Annotated in this window: 12 protein-coding genes; 4 read left to right on the forward strand and 8 right to left on the reverse strand. The window is 54.4% G+C overall.

Annotated elements, in window-relative coordinates:
* Nucleotides 1–981 precede the first annotated feature (981 nt).
* The 3 genes from TH468_RS17345 (at nucleotide 982) to TH468_RS17355 (ending at nucleotide 5,888) form a co-directional block, all read left to right on the forward strand.
* Nucleotides 982–2,295, forward strand: coding sequence for an adenylate/guanylate cyclase domain-containing protein (locus TH468_RS17345; protein ID WP_085645929.1), 1,314 nt, complete (start codon nucleotides 982–984; stop codon nucleotides 2,293–2,295).
* Nucleotides 2,296–3,207: 912 nt separating this feature from the next.
* Complete coding sequence (locus TH468_RS17350) at nucleotides 3,208–5,295, forward strand: elongation factor G (protein WP_085645833.1); 2,088 nt, start codon at nucleotides 3,208–3,210, stop codon at nucleotides 5,293–5,295.
* A 122-nt stretch (nucleotides 5,296–5,417) separates the two neighbouring features.
* On the forward strand, nucleotides 5,418–5,888 hold the full coding sequence (locus TH468_RS17355; protein ID WP_007089859.1) for a Dps family protein: 471 nt from the start codon (nucleotides 5,418–5,420) through the stop codon (nucleotides 5,886–5,888).
* A gap of 78 nt (nucleotides 5,889–5,966) precedes the next feature.
* On the opposite strand, the gene TH468_RS17360 is transcribed toward TH468_RS17355, so the two are convergent.
* From TH468_RS17360 to TH468_RS17390, 7 genes are all read right to left on the reverse strand, one after another.
* A complete protein-coding gene (locus tag TH468_RS17360; RefSeq protein WP_085645834.1) occupies nucleotides 5,967–7,247 on the reverse strand; it encodes an amidase in 1,281 nt (426 codons plus the stop codon).
* Between the two features lie 52 nt (nucleotides 7,248–7,299).
* Nucleotides 7,300–7,983, reverse strand: coding sequence for a DUF2848 domain-containing protein (locus TH468_RS17365; protein WP_168177174.1), 684 nt, complete (start codon nucleotides 7,981–7,983; stop codon nucleotides 7,300–7,302).
* 134 nt (nucleotides 7,984–8,117) lie between these two features.
* Nucleotides 8,118–9,398: a TRAP transporter large permease gene (locus TH468_RS17370; RefSeq protein ID WP_085645836.1), complete on the reverse strand. Its 1,281-nt coding sequence runs from the start codon at nucleotides 9,396–9,398 to the stop codon at nucleotides 8,118–8,120.
* Nucleotides 9,395–9,943, reverse strand: a complete 549-nt coding sequence (locus tag TH468_RS17375; protein WP_114109680.1) for a TRAP transporter small permease subunit — start codon at nucleotides 9,941–9,943, stop codon at nucleotides 9,395–9,397. The genes TH468_RS17370 and TH468_RS17375 overlap by 4 nt, the downstream gene beginning before the upstream one ends.
* A gap of 30 nt (nucleotides 9,944–9,973) precedes the next feature.
* Nucleotides 9,974–11,026, reverse strand: coding sequence for a TRAP transporter substrate-binding protein (locus TH468_RS17380; protein WP_007090061.1), 1,053 nt, complete (start codon nucleotides 11,024–11,026; stop codon nucleotides 9,974–9,976).
* A 39-nt stretch (nucleotides 11,027–11,065) separates the two neighbouring features.
* On the reverse strand, nucleotides 11,066–11,917 hold the full coding sequence (locus tag TH468_RS17385; protein ID WP_085645837.1) for a putative hydro-lyase: 852 nt from the start codon (nucleotides 11,915–11,917) through the stop codon (nucleotides 11,066–11,068).
* Between the two features lie 89 nt (nucleotides 11,918–12,006).
* Nucleotides 12,007–12,900 (reverse strand): LysR family transcriptional regulator, encoded by an 894-nt coding sequence (locus tag TH468_RS17390; RefSeq protein ID WP_085645838.1) that lies wholly within the window; start codon nucleotides 12,898–12,900, stop codon nucleotides 12,007–12,009.
* Nucleotides 12,901–13,150: 250 nt separating this feature from the next.
* Between TH468_RS17390 and msrP the strand changes: the two genes are divergently transcribed.
* Entirely contained in the window at nucleotides 13,151–14,119 is a 969-nt protein-coding gene (gene msrP, locus TH468_RS17395; protein WP_085645839.1) for a protein-methionine-sulfoxide reductase catalytic subunit MsrP, read from the forward strand.
* Between the two features lie 90 nt (nucleotides 14,120–14,209).
* On the opposite strand, the gene uvrB is transcribed toward msrP, so the two are convergent.
* On the reverse strand, nucleotides 14,210–16,345 hold the full coding sequence (uvrB, locus tag TH468_RS17400) for an excinuclease ABC subunit UvrB (protein WP_085645930.1): 2,136 nt from the start codon (nucleotides 16,343–16,345) through the stop codon (nucleotides 14,210–14,212).
* Nucleotides 16,346–16,646 lie beyond the last annotated feature (301 nt).

The following is a 16,646-nucleotide window of genomic DNA, read 5'->3' on the forward strand; positions in this document are numbered from 1 at the left end:
TAGAATCCGAAAGCCCCGCACCGAAATCGGCTGCGGGGCTTTTTTTGGTGTACCAGCACGCAAAAAGACAACCCCTAGTTCATACGAGAAACTGCAATAGCAGGTCTTCAACACAAAACCCTGACGCGAACTGTCACCGATAATGACCTTTTGAACCAGTTCATCAGCACGCAAAATCAGCTTCTCCAGGAAAACGCAGTCATAATAGCTTCAAATTACTGACATTTTTTCGCCATGCACTCAGCGCATACTTGGATTGTTGTTATTCTATTTTTAAGCGTAAGATCATATGCGTATATTCACATCAGAAGTTGTTAGCGACCGCGAAAGCGAAGAGCGCTTTCATCTTTCCCTGATCTCCGCATGATCCGTCTGCCGAAACGTTATTCGGCATGGAATCTTCCCTGGATTCCACGTCTCCCAGACGTTAAAGCCTCCCTGTTGATCTTGCCGGTAGCTCCCCCTAGCTACCGGCATTTTTTTTTCGCATTCGCACAATTAAGTAGCAGCGAATTGATCAAAAGATTGGGAACAGGCGCATTAGAACCCATAAATATTGTAGTTATTTCAGATATTTAATGTCTGAATTTTCGCAGCCCAAGATTTATGCAATTTACGCATGGCTGAATGAGCAATTTGACAGTGGTGTTTCCCGTCAAAAACGCTATCTTCCTCTTCGAACCGCAGCGGTGAATAACTGCATCGCGGTACAGAGTTTTCTCCCTGACCGAATTTTCGGTCTTTGTCGGGCGCCCTGCCCGGCATACCCAGGGCCCTGAGAAGGGTCCTACGTCTCCCAGACGTGAAGCCTCCCTGATAAACTTGCCGGGCACATTTGTTGCCCGGCTTTTTTTTGCCTTGGCGCCCTCCCCTCCTCTAGCAGGCACAACTGTGATCGGTCGCTCCCGGCTTGGCAGTCACAGATAAACCGCGCAGTATGGCATCTGCGTGCAATGGCGTCTGACGATCAGGGTTGAAATCATGAAAAGCAATATTGGCCAATTCCTGTTTGGCAAACCGGCACAGGATCGTCTGCCGGACCGTGTTCACGATGCGATTGCCCGTCAGCAGCAGGACAGCGAAAAACTGATCGGCTGGGTGCAGCTGCTGCTGGTGACGATCTTTGCGACCCTTTACACCGTGTCGCCCAAAACATTCATGAATACCGGAATTCATCCGGTGCCTTGGGCTTTGGGGCTGTATTTCCTGTTTACCTTTATCCGGCTGGCGCTGTCCTACCGCGGCAGCCTGTCGAACTGGTTCCTGACGCTGTCAGTCATTGCCGATATTGGTTTGCTGATGGTCCTGATCTGGAGCTTCCATATCCAGTATATGCAACCGGCAAGCTTCTATCTCAAAGCGCCGACCATGATCTATGTGTTCATCTTCATCTCGTTGCGCACCCTGCGGTTTGATCCGCGTTATATTTTGCTGGCCGGGGCAACGGCGGCGATTGGCTGGCTGATACTGGTCTTTTATGTGATCTGGAGCGAACGGGGCGAAAGCATGGTCACACGGGATTATGTGACCTATCTGACATCCAATTCGATCCTGATCGGTGCCGAGATCGACAAGATCATTGCCATTGTTCTGGTATCAGCCGTGCTGGCGATTGCGGTTTCACGCGCACAACGTTCCTTTACCCGCGCCGTCACCGATGAAATCGCGGCAAGCGAGCTGTCGCGCTTTATCTCGCCCGAGGTCGCGGCCCGCATTACCCACGCAAACCAGCAAATCAAACCCGGCGACGGCGAAGCCGCCAAAGCCACCATCATGTTCACCGATATCGAAGGTTTTTCCGGCATTTCCGAAAAGCTGAGCCCGCAGGAACTTGCCGCAATGCTCAATGAATATTTCGCAGCAACCAGCAATGTGATCAAAAAACACGGCGGCGTCATCACCCAGTTTCAGGGGGATGCCATGCTGATTACCTTCAACGCCGTCAAACCTGATCCCGATCACGCGTTAAACGCCGTCCGCACGGCAATTGATATCACACGGCTCTGTGCCGACACCACGTTCTGTCATGGTGGAAAGCTTAAAACCCGATGCGGCATCAATACCGGGGATATCGTGATTGGTGCGATTGGCTCGGAAAGCCGGCTGACCTTCACCGTCCATGGCGACAACGTCAATATCGCCGCCCGACTTGAACAGCTTAACAAACAATATGGAAGCTACATCCTTGCAACCGAGGATACGGTGAAGTCCTGCCAGGAAGAGTTCGCATGGCAGGCGCGCGGCGAGGTCACCGTGCGCGGGCGTGAAACGCCAACGCCGATCTTCAGCCTCTAGGCAGATGCGCTTATCGCCTTTTCCATCCCCACAAAGAAAAAGCGCGCGGCGGGCGATTTGCCCGCCCCACGCTTTTTGGGGACAGATGGTCTTGGGGAGACCGGTCAGATACGGTGCCTTGACCTTGGGGTGCAGATCACTGCGGGGGACAGTGATTTTAAAGGTCCCGGTGATTAGCGAGGGAGGGGCGCTTCACCGGCGTTTCCGCATCTGACAATTGTGAATATGCCTTTGAATTGGGGCGTAAAAACCGGCCGGTAATGACCATTCAGGGGCAAATTGGGGCGAAATAAAGTTTGGAACTGTAACCGCGAAAAGCCGTTCCCGATTTGGGAAAAAAGAAGGGGCGGGATTTACCCGCCCCATTTTCGGGGTCTTCATGGTCTTGGGGAGACCGATCAGCCGGGGCCTAGAATTGTTCTTTCTTCGGGGGAAGATGAAAGAACGGGCCAGAAGACGTTTGAGGGGGGGACAGAAGGTTCTGGCCGTTGCCTCGACTGACCGTGACTAATCTGCCTTGTGAATAGGGCAGGAAAACAGGCCTCATAGGGCCATTTGAGGGCGAATTATGGTCAAAAAGAGGCGCGCGATACTCCAAACCCGTGATAGCGAAATGAACAATAATGATCTATCCTGAAGATTGTCCGGTTTCAAATTGGCCCGAATGTGCCAATCAGAAATACCGCATGAACCTGCATTAACTCCCGGCACCGGCTCCCTTGCCCCGCATGCCAACGCAGACCGGACATCACGCACTAAACAGACCCGGCACAAACCGGGCCCGCGAAACGTCCTGACCGGTCGCCACCTTGGCAGCAGCACATGGAACCGCCAAACATTACTGGGCGATAACAGAACCAACCTCCGCGCGGACCGGTCCCATGCGTCCCATGATGCGTCAAGGAGATGTCCATGCCCCCGTCCAAAAACACAAAAGACAAAGATGACGCCACAAATTCCCCCTCAGGCCCCCGACACGTTCCGCGATGCGCAGCATTGATCGGCCACTATTCCAGCGGCAAGACCAGCCTGTTTGAAAGCCTCCTTGCCGCAACCGGCCGCGTCCACCGCAAGGGAAACGTTCGCGAAGGCACAACAATCGGTGATGCAACCGCCGAAGCACGCGAACGGCACATGAGCACCGAAATGACAGTTGCCCAAACCCGTTATCTTGACGAGGAATGGCACTTCATCGACTGCCCCGGCTCTGTCGACTTTGCACAGGATGCCCGCGAAGCCGCGATGATATGCGATGTTGCAATCGTCGTGGTCGAACCCGATCCGACACGCGCCATGATCGCCGCACCGACCCTGAAATTTCTTGATCGCAACCGCATTCCGCACCTGATTTTCATCAACAAAACCGACCATGGCGGCATCCGCCTGCGCGACAGTCTTTATGCGTTGCAATCAATTTCGGAACGCCCACTTGTTCTTCGTGAAATTCCAATCCGCGATGGCAAGGGGCCTGACGATACGATAACCGGTTTCGTCGATGTCGTTTCCGAACGGGCCTATCAATATCTGGAAGGGCAACCGTCGAAACTGATCACGCTGCCCGCCAATGCCAAGGATCGCGAAACAGAAGTCCGCGACGGGTTGCTCGAAGCTTTGGCAGATTTTGACGACAACCTGCTTGAACAGATTCTAGAAGATCAAAAACCGGCAACAGAAACGATCTATGACAATCTTGAACGAGATCTGGCCCAGGATTTGATTGTTCCAGTCTTTTTCGGGTCTGCCGAACACAATCACGGGATCATCCGGTTGTTAAAGGCGTTGCGCCACGAGGCCCCGAATGCAGATGTCTGCGCCCATCGCCTGGGCATTGAGCCGGAAGATAACGTCGCCACCGTCCAGATTTTCAAAACTGTTCATCTGCCCCATGCGGGGCGGTTTTGTTATGGGCGGGTTCTGTCGGGGCAGGTAAAGAACGGCGATACACTTGGTCGCGACAAGATCGCAGGCATGTGTCAGGTATTTGGCGACAAGCACGAAAAGCTCGATATCGGTACATTTGGCAGCATCGTCGGCCTGCCGCGAATTGATCATCTGCGCACCGGTTCGCTGTGCACCACCGATGGCGAGATGGATAGTCTTTGGCCCGATCCTCTGCCCCCGCTTTATGAAACCGGACTGGAAGTTACCAAGCCTGGTGATGACGTCAAACTGACCGAAGCATTGCGCCATCTGTGCGAACAGGACAGATCGCTGTCGTTCGTTCATAGTGACGATACCGGGCAACTTGTATTGCGGGGCCATGGCGATATTCACCTTCAGGTCGCACTGGCCCAGCTTCGCACCCACTATCACCTTGAAATCGAAACCAGACCGGTTGAAACCGCCTATCAGGAAACCGTGCGCAAGCCGGCACAGGCGCGGGGTCGCTATAAAAAGCAGACTGGCGGACATGGGCAATTTGGCGATGCCCAGATCGAACTGAAACCTCTTGGACGCGGCGAAGGTTTTTCATTCAATGAACGGATCGTCGGCGGTGCCATTCCCCGGCAATATATCCCCGCTGTCGAAAAGGGGGTGCGCGATGCCATGCGTTCCGGACCGCTTGGTTTTCCAGTGGTTGATATCGCGGTCGAACTGGTTGACGGATCCTATCACGCGGTCGACAGTTCCGATCAGGCATTTCAGATGGCCGGGCGCATTGCCATCGCCGAAGCGCTTAAAGAAGGGCAGTCTGTCCTGCTCGAACCCATCGAAAGATATGCGATTTCAATTCCGTCCGAATTCACGTCAAAAGCCCAACGACTGGTCAGCACCCGGCGCGGACAAATCCTTGGTTTCAGCGCCAAGGATGACTGGCAGGGATGGGACGAGATCGACGTGCAGATGCCTGCATCCGAAACCGGCGACATGGTGATGGAATTACGATCACTCACACAGGGCACTGGCTTTTTCACGCGACGTTTCTCGCACATGCAGGAACTTGCAGGCAAGCAGGCCGACATGATCGTAACTGCGCGACAAAAACCGCATAGAAAGTAATAGAATTGATCTATCGCTAATCATTAAACTATTGATTGGCGTAAAGTTTTCCAATGATTGATACTCTTTGCAGACAAAGAGAAAACCTTCGGGCATGTGCCCCATTTAACCGGAGTGACAACATGCAGATCGATATCGGAATCAATGAAACCAACCGCACTGCAATCGCCGACGGCCTTGGCCGCGTTCTGGCAGATTCTTATGCGCTGTATCTCAAAACCCATAACTTCCATTGGAACGTGACCGGCCCGATGTTCCAGACCCTGCACACCATGTTCGAAGAACAATATACTGAACTGGCCATGGCGATTGACGAAGTTGCCGAACGTATTCGTTCGCTGGGCGCATTTGCCCCGGGCAGTTTTTCGGCTTATGCCAAACTCTCGTCGATCCCGGAAGAAACCGGTGTGCCTGCCGCCAAGGACATGATCACACAACTGGTCGAAGGCCATGAAACCGTGATCAAGACCGCGCGTTCGCTTTATCCGATCTGTGACTCGTCAGACGATGATGCCACCGCCGACCTCCTGACCGCACGCATTCAGGTCCACGAAAAAACCGCATGGATGTTGCGCTCCCTGCTGGAAAGCTAAGACGAGAACGTCGTGTTCAAAACAAAGGCCCGGAAATCCATCCGGGCCTTTTTCATATCCGGTGAAGCCAACCGAACACTATCCACGCAGCAAAGGATCAATCCGGCGCGCCGCATGCAGGACGGCAAAGTCGTGCCCGTGCGTTGCCGCAATCATCAATGCCCCCGGCGCAACGCCGTCACCAGCCGGAACCGGGATTGAAATGGCGCAGGCATCCGAAAGGTTCAGATAGGAAGTATTGCGCAACATCATCGCATTCAAACGGTCAAAGTCGGCCTCAACTTCAGCAATCTTGGGTGCCATCATTGGCAATGTCGGTGAAATCATCACATCGACATCCGCCATGGCCGAACTGAACATCGCAATCACGTCGGTTCGCTTGGCATAGGCATCAATTAGGTCTGCCGCACTTAGCGTATCGGCAAAACGCATCCGGTTCAAAACACGCGGATCGCCACAAGTTTCAAGCGCCTTGAAATCCCGCGAATAGATTTTGTGCGCCTCGGCCGCGACAAGAATTTTGTTGATCACCGCATTCTCGGCCAAAAAGCCCAGATCAATTTCGGTCAACTGATGGCCAGCGTCATTCAGCTTTTTGCAAACCGCATCAAAATCCGCCCGCACCCGGTCATCAAGGTCATTCACAAAGGCATGAGCCGGAACACCGATTTTGATCGGGGCGGGTTTGCCATCCTGTGCGGGCAAGGTTTTGCCCGCCATGACTTCAAACGCGGTAATCGCGGTTTGCAGATCACCGGCAAGCGGTCCTGCCGTGTCAAAACTTTTGGCCAACGGATGAATGCCTTCCCCCGACATCCACAGACGGCTGGGCTTATAGCCATAAAGCCCGTTGATCGCCGACGGAATGCGAACCGATCCGCCGGTATCGGTGCCAAGTGCGATATCGGCCAGACCAAGCGCAACCGTCAATGCACCGCCCGATGTCGACCCGCCCGGAATGCCTTCAGGGTCAAACACATTGCCCGGCGTTCCGTAATGCGGGTTAAGCCCGACACCGGAATAGGCAAATTCGCTAAGTGCTGTACGACCAAACGGCACCGCACCGGCGGCCTTGATGCGCGCGATGACTTCGCAATCCCGCGTTGCTGCCGGACGCCCCTGCAACAATTTTGATGCGGCCGTGGTGGTAACACCGGCCTCGTCATAAAGGTCCTTTACCGAAACCAGCATACCGGCCAACGGCAGGGCCGTTGCCGATTGCGCCACGCGTTCCTCGGCCGCGTCGGCATCACGCAAAATGCGGTCGCGGTCAAACTCGGTGAAAATCTTGGCTGCCAAATCACCCAGTTGATCTACCTTATCAATCGCTGCCTTAGCCTTGTCGATGATCGCGCCCATCGGGCTGCCTCCGTCACGTTCTGATTTTTATGGAAATTTTCTGAAACCGAGCCTAGGCGATTTCAGGCAGTTCAACAATGTCATAGCTGTGTGTAATGCTCAGCCCCCGCACCGGATCATGGATTGTCATTTTAAACGAACGTGCCGGGCGCACCCCGCCCTTCGCACCAAAAGTTCCGCACAGCATCGCAGCCGCCTTACCATTGGCACCTGCCGCCGTTAGCCCCGCCCCTTCGATCAGATCGGAAAGCGGACGGATTGATGCAATCGTGCCTTCCTGATAGGGAACCCATTCATCACTGTCGCCTTCACGGATCCAGGATTTCAGTTCGATCTGTTCCAGATGGTCCGCAACATCGTCAAATTTCCAAATCGCATCAGCAACCGGCTTGGCACAAATCTGCTTTGACAGTGCAACCGAATGGGCTTCAAGTTCCCGGTCGGTATGATCCGATGCCAGTCCAAGATACAAAACACCATCCTTTGCAATCACCAGCGGCTCTACCTCGCCCGATGTGCCTTTGCCAACCACCTCGATCACCGGTGCCTGGGTCAGCATGCCAAACGATGTGCGGTAATAAAGCGGCACGGTCGAAGGCGGTTTGACCCCGATGGCGGCCAGTTCGTCAATGTGATGCTGGATCGCCTTGGCATCGCGGCCGGTCCATCCGGCAACCGTGCAATGATCGATTTCAAAGCTGACTTCATTGCCATCAAGGGTAAAATTCATCTGCATTTGCTCTATCCCAATTCTGATTTTTACGAATTTTGCGCGCATTGGGCGGTTGCGGACCGGTTTCCCGGTCCGCCCCGAAGGCACAAAAGATCAAGACATGATGCGTGTTGTCGCGCGTGTTTATCCCGACCGGATCAAAGGATGTCGGGCAGGAACAGGGCGACGGATGGCATCGCGACAAGCAGGGCGATCATGGCAAGCATCACCAGAACAAACGGGATGGTGCCCAGCATCACTTCGGACAATCGGCCCGATTTGCGTGCGCCCTGCACGACGTAAAGGTTAAGTCCGACAGGCGGAGTGATCAGGGCCATCTCGATAAGAACAATCAAAAGAATGCCAAACCATACCTTGTCAAACCCCATGCCGGTCATGATCGGCACAATGATCGGAATGGTTGCCACCATCAGCGACAGGGTTTCAATGAAGAAACCAAGCACGATGTAAAGCAGGATCACGACCATCAATGTGCCCATCGGTGACAGGTTCAAACCGGTCAGAAGGTCTTTAAGTTCCCGTCCCATGCCTGCGGCGGTCAGGGTAAAGTTCAGGAAATAGGCACCGATAATCACCAGCATGATCATCGCGGTGATCCGAACCGTGCCATACAGGCATCTTTCCATCATTTCGCGCGAAACACCGCGATTGAATGCCGCAATCAGCATCGCAATTGCCACCCCGACAGCAGCCGATTCTGTCGGGGTCGCCCAACCGGCATAGATCGCCCCGATCACTACCAGGAACAGAACCAAAATCGGCAAAAGATGCTGCAAACTTCCGATGCGTTCCGACCATGTGAACGAACGGCTCGTCCCGCCAAGGGTTGGCTTGATCTTGCACAGGATCGCCGTGACCATCATAAAGGCCACCGCCATCAGAAGCCCCGGGATCAATCCGGCAAGGAAAAGACGCGGGATCGATGTTTCGGTCAGGAAGCCATAGACGATCAGGTTGATCGATGGCGGGATCATAATGCCAAGCGTCCCGCCCGCGGCAATCGCGCCGGAAAACAGTTTCGGATCATAGCCAAGCTTTTCGGCCTGCGGCATGGCAACGGTTGCAACCGTTGCCGCCGTCGCAACAGACGACCCCGACGTTGCCGAAAACATCGTTGCCGTGCCGATATTGGCGTGGATCAAGCCACCGGGAAGCCACGAAAACCATTTATCAAGGGCTTCATAGGTGCGTTCGGCAATGCCACCGCGCACCAGAATTTCCCCCAGCAGCACAAAGAACGGAATGGCGATCAGGGTCGATGAATTCGACGATGACCAGACCACCTGCCCCAGCCCGCGCAACAGCGGGAACGGCGAAAACAGCTGATCAACCCCGAACCCCAAAAGGAACAGAACAATCCCGACCGGAATGGACAGGGCGAGAAGCCCCAGAAGCGATGCGGTAACGGTAAAGATCATGCTTCCAACTCCAGTTCGGAGCGGGCACCCACCAGCGCATCGGCCTGCTCAAGGTTACGCTTGACCAGAAGCGACAATGTCAGGATGACCAGAACACTTGAGCACACGGCAAACCATATCCAGCCGGAAAGCCAGATCGATTGCGGTATCCATAATGGTGTTTCAAGTGGAGTATTGGCGCGTGATCCGCGTTCAATCGTCTTTTGCAGAACCGGCCAGCTTTGGACGGCAATAACAATCGACGTTCCGGCAAGGGCAATGATCGCAAGAAGATCAAGCATTGCCTTGCCACGCTGGCGCAGACGCAAACGGATAAGGTCAATACGGACATGCGCCAGTTCCGTCAGGGCATAGGACATGCCCCAACTGGCAACGCCGGCCATCACATAACCCGATATTTCGTCCGCCCCCCCAAAGGAAATGCCGACTTCACGTAAAAGAATATCTGCGATGATCAGGATCACGCAGCCTGTCAGAACAAGTCCGACAAGCAGCGCGATCATGCGGTTAATGCGGCGGATGGCCGCAATCAATGAGGTAGTCACGGTTGCGGCCTCCTCCGGCTGGTTTTCTGCTTAGCTCAGAGGTACGGCAACACCGACGGTTTTGCCAACTGTATCGTTCCAGCGTTTAACCCAGTCCGCACCGGCGCGTTCAGCCCATTCCGGCAAGACAACGGTCGTCAGAATTTCCTTGGCCTTGGCTAGATCGGCATCGGATGCCTCAACCAGGGTCATACTGGCCGGATCACCCGCTGGGCAGGTTCCATTACCGGTCAGACACGCGATGTCGGCTTCAAGCGCACCTGCGGCCGCGGCCCATGCCGGAGCTTCGAACTTGGAATTGACTTCATCAGTGATCAGTTTCTGCATTTCCGGCGACAGGCTGTTCCACTTGTCGAAATTCATCGCTGTTACGACCGGGTCCCAGCCGCCAAGCGGAATGGTCATCAGGTGGTCGGAAACTTCCCACCAACCGGCACTGTATCCCGAACCGGCACCGGTAACGGCACAGTCAATTACACCACGTTCAAGCGCGCCCGGCACTTCGGAAAACGCAACATTGACGCCGTTGGCACCCAGCGCCTCAAGGAACTTGGTGGTCATGCGACCCGAACCACGAACCTTTTTGCCTTTAAGGTCTTCAAGCGAGGTCACATCACCTTTGCAGAAAACGACCTGCGGCGGGTATGGCGCAATTGCAAGAACCTTGGAATTGAAGCGTTCCTTGAAGATATCCTCGACCATCGGACGGGCGGCCTCAACCATTGCCTGCGCTTCTTCGGCGGTATTGGCAACCAGCGGCACATCTAGGCCTTCAAGTTCAGGGGCATCGCCAACCGCATAATCGGCAACCGTCATGCCAACATCGAAAACACCGTCATTCAGAATACGGAAAACGTCACCGCCGCCGATGCCCATCTGATCATGGGTGGTCATCTGAACATTGATTTCGCCGTTCGATGCTGCTGGCAGTTCTTCGGTCCAGAATGGTGTTTCAAACTGCTTGTTCAGTGGCAGGCTGCTCCAGCTGCCGACAACGGCAAGGTCCTCGGCAAAGGCCGGGGTTGCGATCATGCCTGCACCAAGGGCCGATACGGCAAGTAACGATGATACTGTCTTTTTCATGAGATGGTCCTCTCTGATAGCTAGGTTTTATTTGTGATTTCAGGCGGTCTTTGTCTGCAGTGAAAATTCCGCGGCTTCTGCCAGGACATCCGTCACCAGCATCAGACCGGGTTCATGCGTGATGGCAAGGTCCGGCAAAACATTGCGGATCGCCATTTGCGGCGTAACACCACAGGCCCAGAAAACCGGGATATCCCCCTCGTCCACGACAGGTTCGTCGCCGAAGTCCGGCTTCATGAGATCGGAAATGCCAATGCTGGCCGGATCGCCAATATGAACCGGCGCACCATGCGCCAGGCGATAACGATCGGAATAAAGGATGGCACGGATGGCATCGGATGGTTTGAAGGACCGCATCGAAACCACCAGCGGGCCATGGAAACGCCCGGCCGGGGTGGTGGCAATATTGGTCACATACATCGGAACGTTCCGATTGGCGTCCATATGACGCAGTGGCACACCACTGCGCGTAATCGCCGCCTCGAACGAAAATGAACAACCGAGAACAAAGGTCACCAGATCATCGCGCCAGACTGCACTCAGATCGGAAACACTGTCAAAATCAGTCGTGCCACGAAACACACGATAGCCCGGCAGATCGGTGCGGATGTCAAGATCGGCGCCAAGTTCCGGAATATACGGTGAACCCGGTTCGGACATGCCGATCAACGGACATGATTTCGGATTTTTGGCACAAAATTTAAGGAACTCGTCGGCATAGCTTGCCGGCAGGATCGCAAGATTGCCCTGCAGATACCCGGATGCATAGCCGGTGGTGGTGCCCCGATGTTTTCCGGAACGGATTGCGCGGCGCAAAGCCAGCGGCGATATCGTCGATGCAGATTCCGAAACGGTCGTCGGGGAACAAGATGCGCTTTTTGTCGCGTTCATTTATTCGGTCCTGTTCTCAGCCTCGCAACAAGCTTGAGAAACTCAACCGATCTTGTCAAGAAATCATTTTAGTCAATTTGCGATCTAATTTAACGATCAGTTTGATCGAACAATCTGGCCGCCTCGATCACGGCCTCGCCAATTTCACGATTGCGTTCCGGGTAATAACTGATCACAAAATGAAGGTCGGTCAGCCGGGCTTCGTCCTGCACCGGGATTGCCTTAATATGTTCATCCCAAACGGAATTTGTGACCATCAGGGACGGCAGAACCCCGATCCCGAAACCTCCACCAACAAGATGTTTTACGGTCGAAAGTGATGCCGATCCATGTAATGCCGGCGGCGAAATATCGGGCGCGGAAAAGATGCTTTCGACCTCGCGAAACGGGGGTGTTCCCTTCGGGAAGGTGACAATAGCATGCTCGGCAAGCTCCGCCAGCGACATCGGATGGTCGGGTAATTCCATCGATCCGGTGCAATACCAGCCCAGTTGAACCGGCTTCAGGGCCGCGGCAACCGCCCCCTGTGGCACCGATTCCCGCAGCATGATTGCGACGTCAAGTGCATCGTCGGCCATGGTCATTGCCAACTGGCCGGATGTATCAACCGATAGTTCGAAACGGACTTTCGGGTAATCGTCTTTCAGCTTGTTCAACATGTCGGTCAGGATCGTATGAACGATGGTTTCGGCAACACCGATACGAACCGTGCCGCTCAGTTCCCCCGGATGGGTCAATTCCTGCCAGATACGATCGCGTGCGCGCGATAAACGCTGCGCTTCTTCAAGAAACCGAAGACCAGCCGCCGTCAAACGCACCTGCCGGTTGGACCGGTCAAACAGCATGATACCCAGCTTCTTCTCAAGCGCGGAAACCCGCGACGAAATCGCCGACTGGGACAGATCGTATTTCTGGGCTGCGGCCCGAAAGCCGCCTGCCTTTACGATGTCCTGCAGAATCTCGATATCCTTGAATTCAAACACGCTTTCGTTCCCCAAATAGCAACTGCATCGTCGATCCTGTCAGCCGGATCGTTTGATTTATGATCACAATACCCTGCAACCGATCATCTGGCACGATCAATCCGTTGCGATTTTTCTATCGTATGCACAACAAAGCGCACCAATGGCCGTTTCGAACACATTTCCGGCTTCACCGCCCCCTCACCGAGGCGTTACTTGCCCGAAGCACCTTTTCCTTCGACAGTAAGGATATGCCAGATTGGAGGGTTAGATGCTGATACGCCGCAAGAAGGGTTGGGAAATCGCCGAACGCGATGCAACCCCGCAATCCATTTACAAGAACCGTCGCCAGTTCCTGAAAGGCATTGTCGCAGGATCCATCGGCGCGGCGGCAACCAGCCTGCCGATCGGTCGCGCCCTTGCACAAGGATCCGATCCAACCGCCGATCTTTATCCGGCGATGCGCAATCCGGCCTATGTCGTTGATCGCGCCATTACCGATAAATCCAAGGCGCTGACCTATAACAACTTCTATGAATTCGGATCGCACAAATTCATTTCCGATGCTGCCCAGGCGATGAAAATCCGCCCATGGACGGTCAAGATTGACGGAATGGTTGAAAAACCGATTGAAATCGATTTTGAGGATCTGGTGCGCAAAATGCCGCTGGAAGAACGCGTTTATCGCTTCCGCTGCGTCGAAGCCTGGGCGATGACCGTGCCCTGGACCGGTTTCCCGATGAAGGCACTGGTCGATTATGCCAAACCGCTTTCAGGCGCAAAATACATTGAAATGCAAACTGCGGAACAAAAGGACACCATGCCGGGCCTGCGGCAGTTCTGGTATCCGTGGCCCTATATCGAAGGCCTGACAATCAGCGAAGCCACCAACGAACTTGCAATGATCGCGACCGGCATTTACGGCGAACCGCTTCCAAAACAGAACGGCGCACCGTTGCGTTTGGTTACCCCTTGGAAATACGGCTTCAAGAACGTCAAATCGATTGTCCGCTTTACCTTTACCGACAAACGCCCGGTCAGTTTCTGGGAACAGCTTAACGACGGCGAATATGGCTTCTGGGCCAACGTGAACCCAAAGGTTCCCCACCCGCGCTGGAGCCAGGCACAGGAACGCCTACTTACGACCGGGGATGAAGTCCCGACACAGATTTACAATGGCTACGAGGAATATGTCGCAGATCTTTACAAGGGCATGGAAGACGAAAAACTGTTCATGTAATTGTCCTTCCCACCCACTCGGAAAAACCAACAAGGCCCGAAATCTGCGAGTGTTCCGAGCCTTGTTTTCGTTAATCAATATTACAGCAAATCAGGGGCCGCTACGCCGACGCCCCTTGTATTTCGACTTATTGGCCGATTTTGACCCCGGTCCGACGGTTCCGATACTGCGTGCCATCGGCCCGGCATCGGCAAGACCAAGTTCCTGATCCTCAAGGCGCTTAATCTCGTCACGCAGGCGGGCTGCTTCCTCGAATTCAAGGTTTCCAGCGGCTTCACGCATGCGTTTTTCAAGGTCTTCGATATGCGCACGCAGATTGTGCCCGATCAGGACATCACCCGAAACGCCGGTATCGACCGTGACGTAATCATGCTCGGCAACGCTTTCCAGAACATCGCGGATTTTGCTGCGTACCGATTCCGGTGTGATGCCATTGGCCTCGTTATAGGCAATCTGTTTTTCGCGGCGGCGGTTGGTTTCGCCAATCGCATATTCCAGACTGTCGGTCATCTTGTCGGCATAAAGCAAGACGCGGCCATCAATGTTACGCGCTGCGCGCCCGATGGTCTGCACCAGCGATGTTTTCGACCGAAGGAAACCTTCCTTGTCCGCATCCAGAATGGCAACAAGCGCACATTCCGGAATATCCAGACCTTCGCGCAAAAGGTTGATGCCGACCAGAACATCAAACACGCCAAGCCGCAGATCACGAATGATTTCGATCCGCTCCAGCGTGTCGATATCCGAATGCAGGTAACGGACCCGCACCCCATGCTCATGCAGATACTCGGTCAAATCCTCGGCCATGCGCTTGGTCAGCGTCGTGACCAGAACACGCTGCCCCTTCGCCGCACATTCCTTTGCCTCCGCCAACAGGTCATCGACCTGCGTTTCAACCGGGCGGATAATACAAACCGGGTCAATCAGGCCGGTCGGGCGGATGACCTGTTCGGCAAACACACCGCCGGTGCGTTCCATTTCCCAGTTGCCCGGCGTTGCCGAGACAAACACGCTTTGCGGGCGCATGGCTTCCCATTCCTCGAATTTCAGTGGACGGTTATCCACGCAACTCGGCAGGCGGAAGCCATGTTCGGCCAAGGTGAATTTGCGATTATAGTCGCCTCTGAACATGCCACCGATCTGCGGCACGGCAACGTGACTTTCATCGACAAACAGCAACGCATTTTCCGGCAGATATTCAAACAATGTCGGTGGCGGTTCGCCCGGATTACGGCCCGAAAGCCAACGGGAATAGTTTTCAATCCCCTTGCAGTGGCCCACGGTTTCCATCATTTCCAGATCGAACATCGTGCGCTGTTCGATCCGCTCGGCTGCCAGAAGTTTGCCTTCCTGCTGGAACTGCGCAAGCCGGTCTTTCAGTTCCTGTTTGATGCCAGCCATCGCCTGTACCAGTGTCGGACGTGGCGTGACGTGGTGCGAATTGGCATAGACGGTGACCGAGTCCATGGTGGCAAACTTATGCCCGGTCAGCGGATCAAATTCCGCCAGTTCCTCGACCTCGTCACCAAACATTGAAACACGCCATGCGCGATCCTCGGCGTGGGCCGGGAAGATTTCCAGAACATCCCCGCGCACCCTGAATGTCCCGCGCGAGAATGCGGCGTCGTTGCGGGTATATTGCAACTCGACCAGCCGCTTCATGATCAGGTTGCGATCAACCTCATCGCCAACTGCAATCCGCTGCGTCATTTCAAGGTAGGTTTCAACCGCACCGATACCGTAAATGCAGGAGACCGAGGCTACGATGATACAGTCGTTGCGTTCAAGGATCGCACGCGTCGCCGCATGGCGCATCCGGTCGATCTGTTCGTTGATCGAACTGTCTTTTTCGATATAGGTGTCCGAGCGTGGGATATAGGCTTCGGGCTGGTAATAGTCGTAATAGGATACGAAATACTCGACCGCGTTTTCCGGGAAGAACGCCTTCATCTCCGAATAAAGCTGTGCTGCCAGCGTCTTGTTCGGCGCAAGAACAAGGGCGGGTCGCTGCGTTTTTGCGATGATGTTGGCCATGGTAAAGGTCTTACCCGACCCGGTCACGCCCAGCAGAACCTGATCGCGTTCTTCGCTATTGATCCCATCCATCAGTTCGGCAATCGCCTTTGGCTGATCGCCTGCGGGCTGATAATCGGTCACCAGTTTGAATTCGTGCGATCCCGCAACCGGCGGACGACGTTTCAGCAAGAATTCAGGTAAGCCATACATCGGCGCATTCATCGGACTGATTCCTTTTTGGACATGACCATAGTTATAGGCCACCGCAACAACATCGCAACCCCCGGCCCTGACAAATGCTGTCAGTAGTTGTCAGGAGACGTCAGGACAAAAAACGCCGGAACAGACATCGAACCATCGCGTTAAAACGTCATGACTTTCGGATCGGATGCCATGACGGGCCGTTTTCATCCCAAAGAACCCGCAAAAGGCGCGAAACTGCCTTGAATTGCTTTAAACACGGGCGTAGGGTCCGAACCGAAAGAAAGCGATTCTTTCTATTTCATTTCAT

This window comes from Thalassospira sp. MCCC 1A03138 (assembly GCF_002115785.1).
In the GTDB taxonomy this organism is placed as follows: domain Bacteria; phylum Pseudomonadota; class Alphaproteobacteria; order Rhodospirillales; family Thalassospiraceae; genus Thalassospira.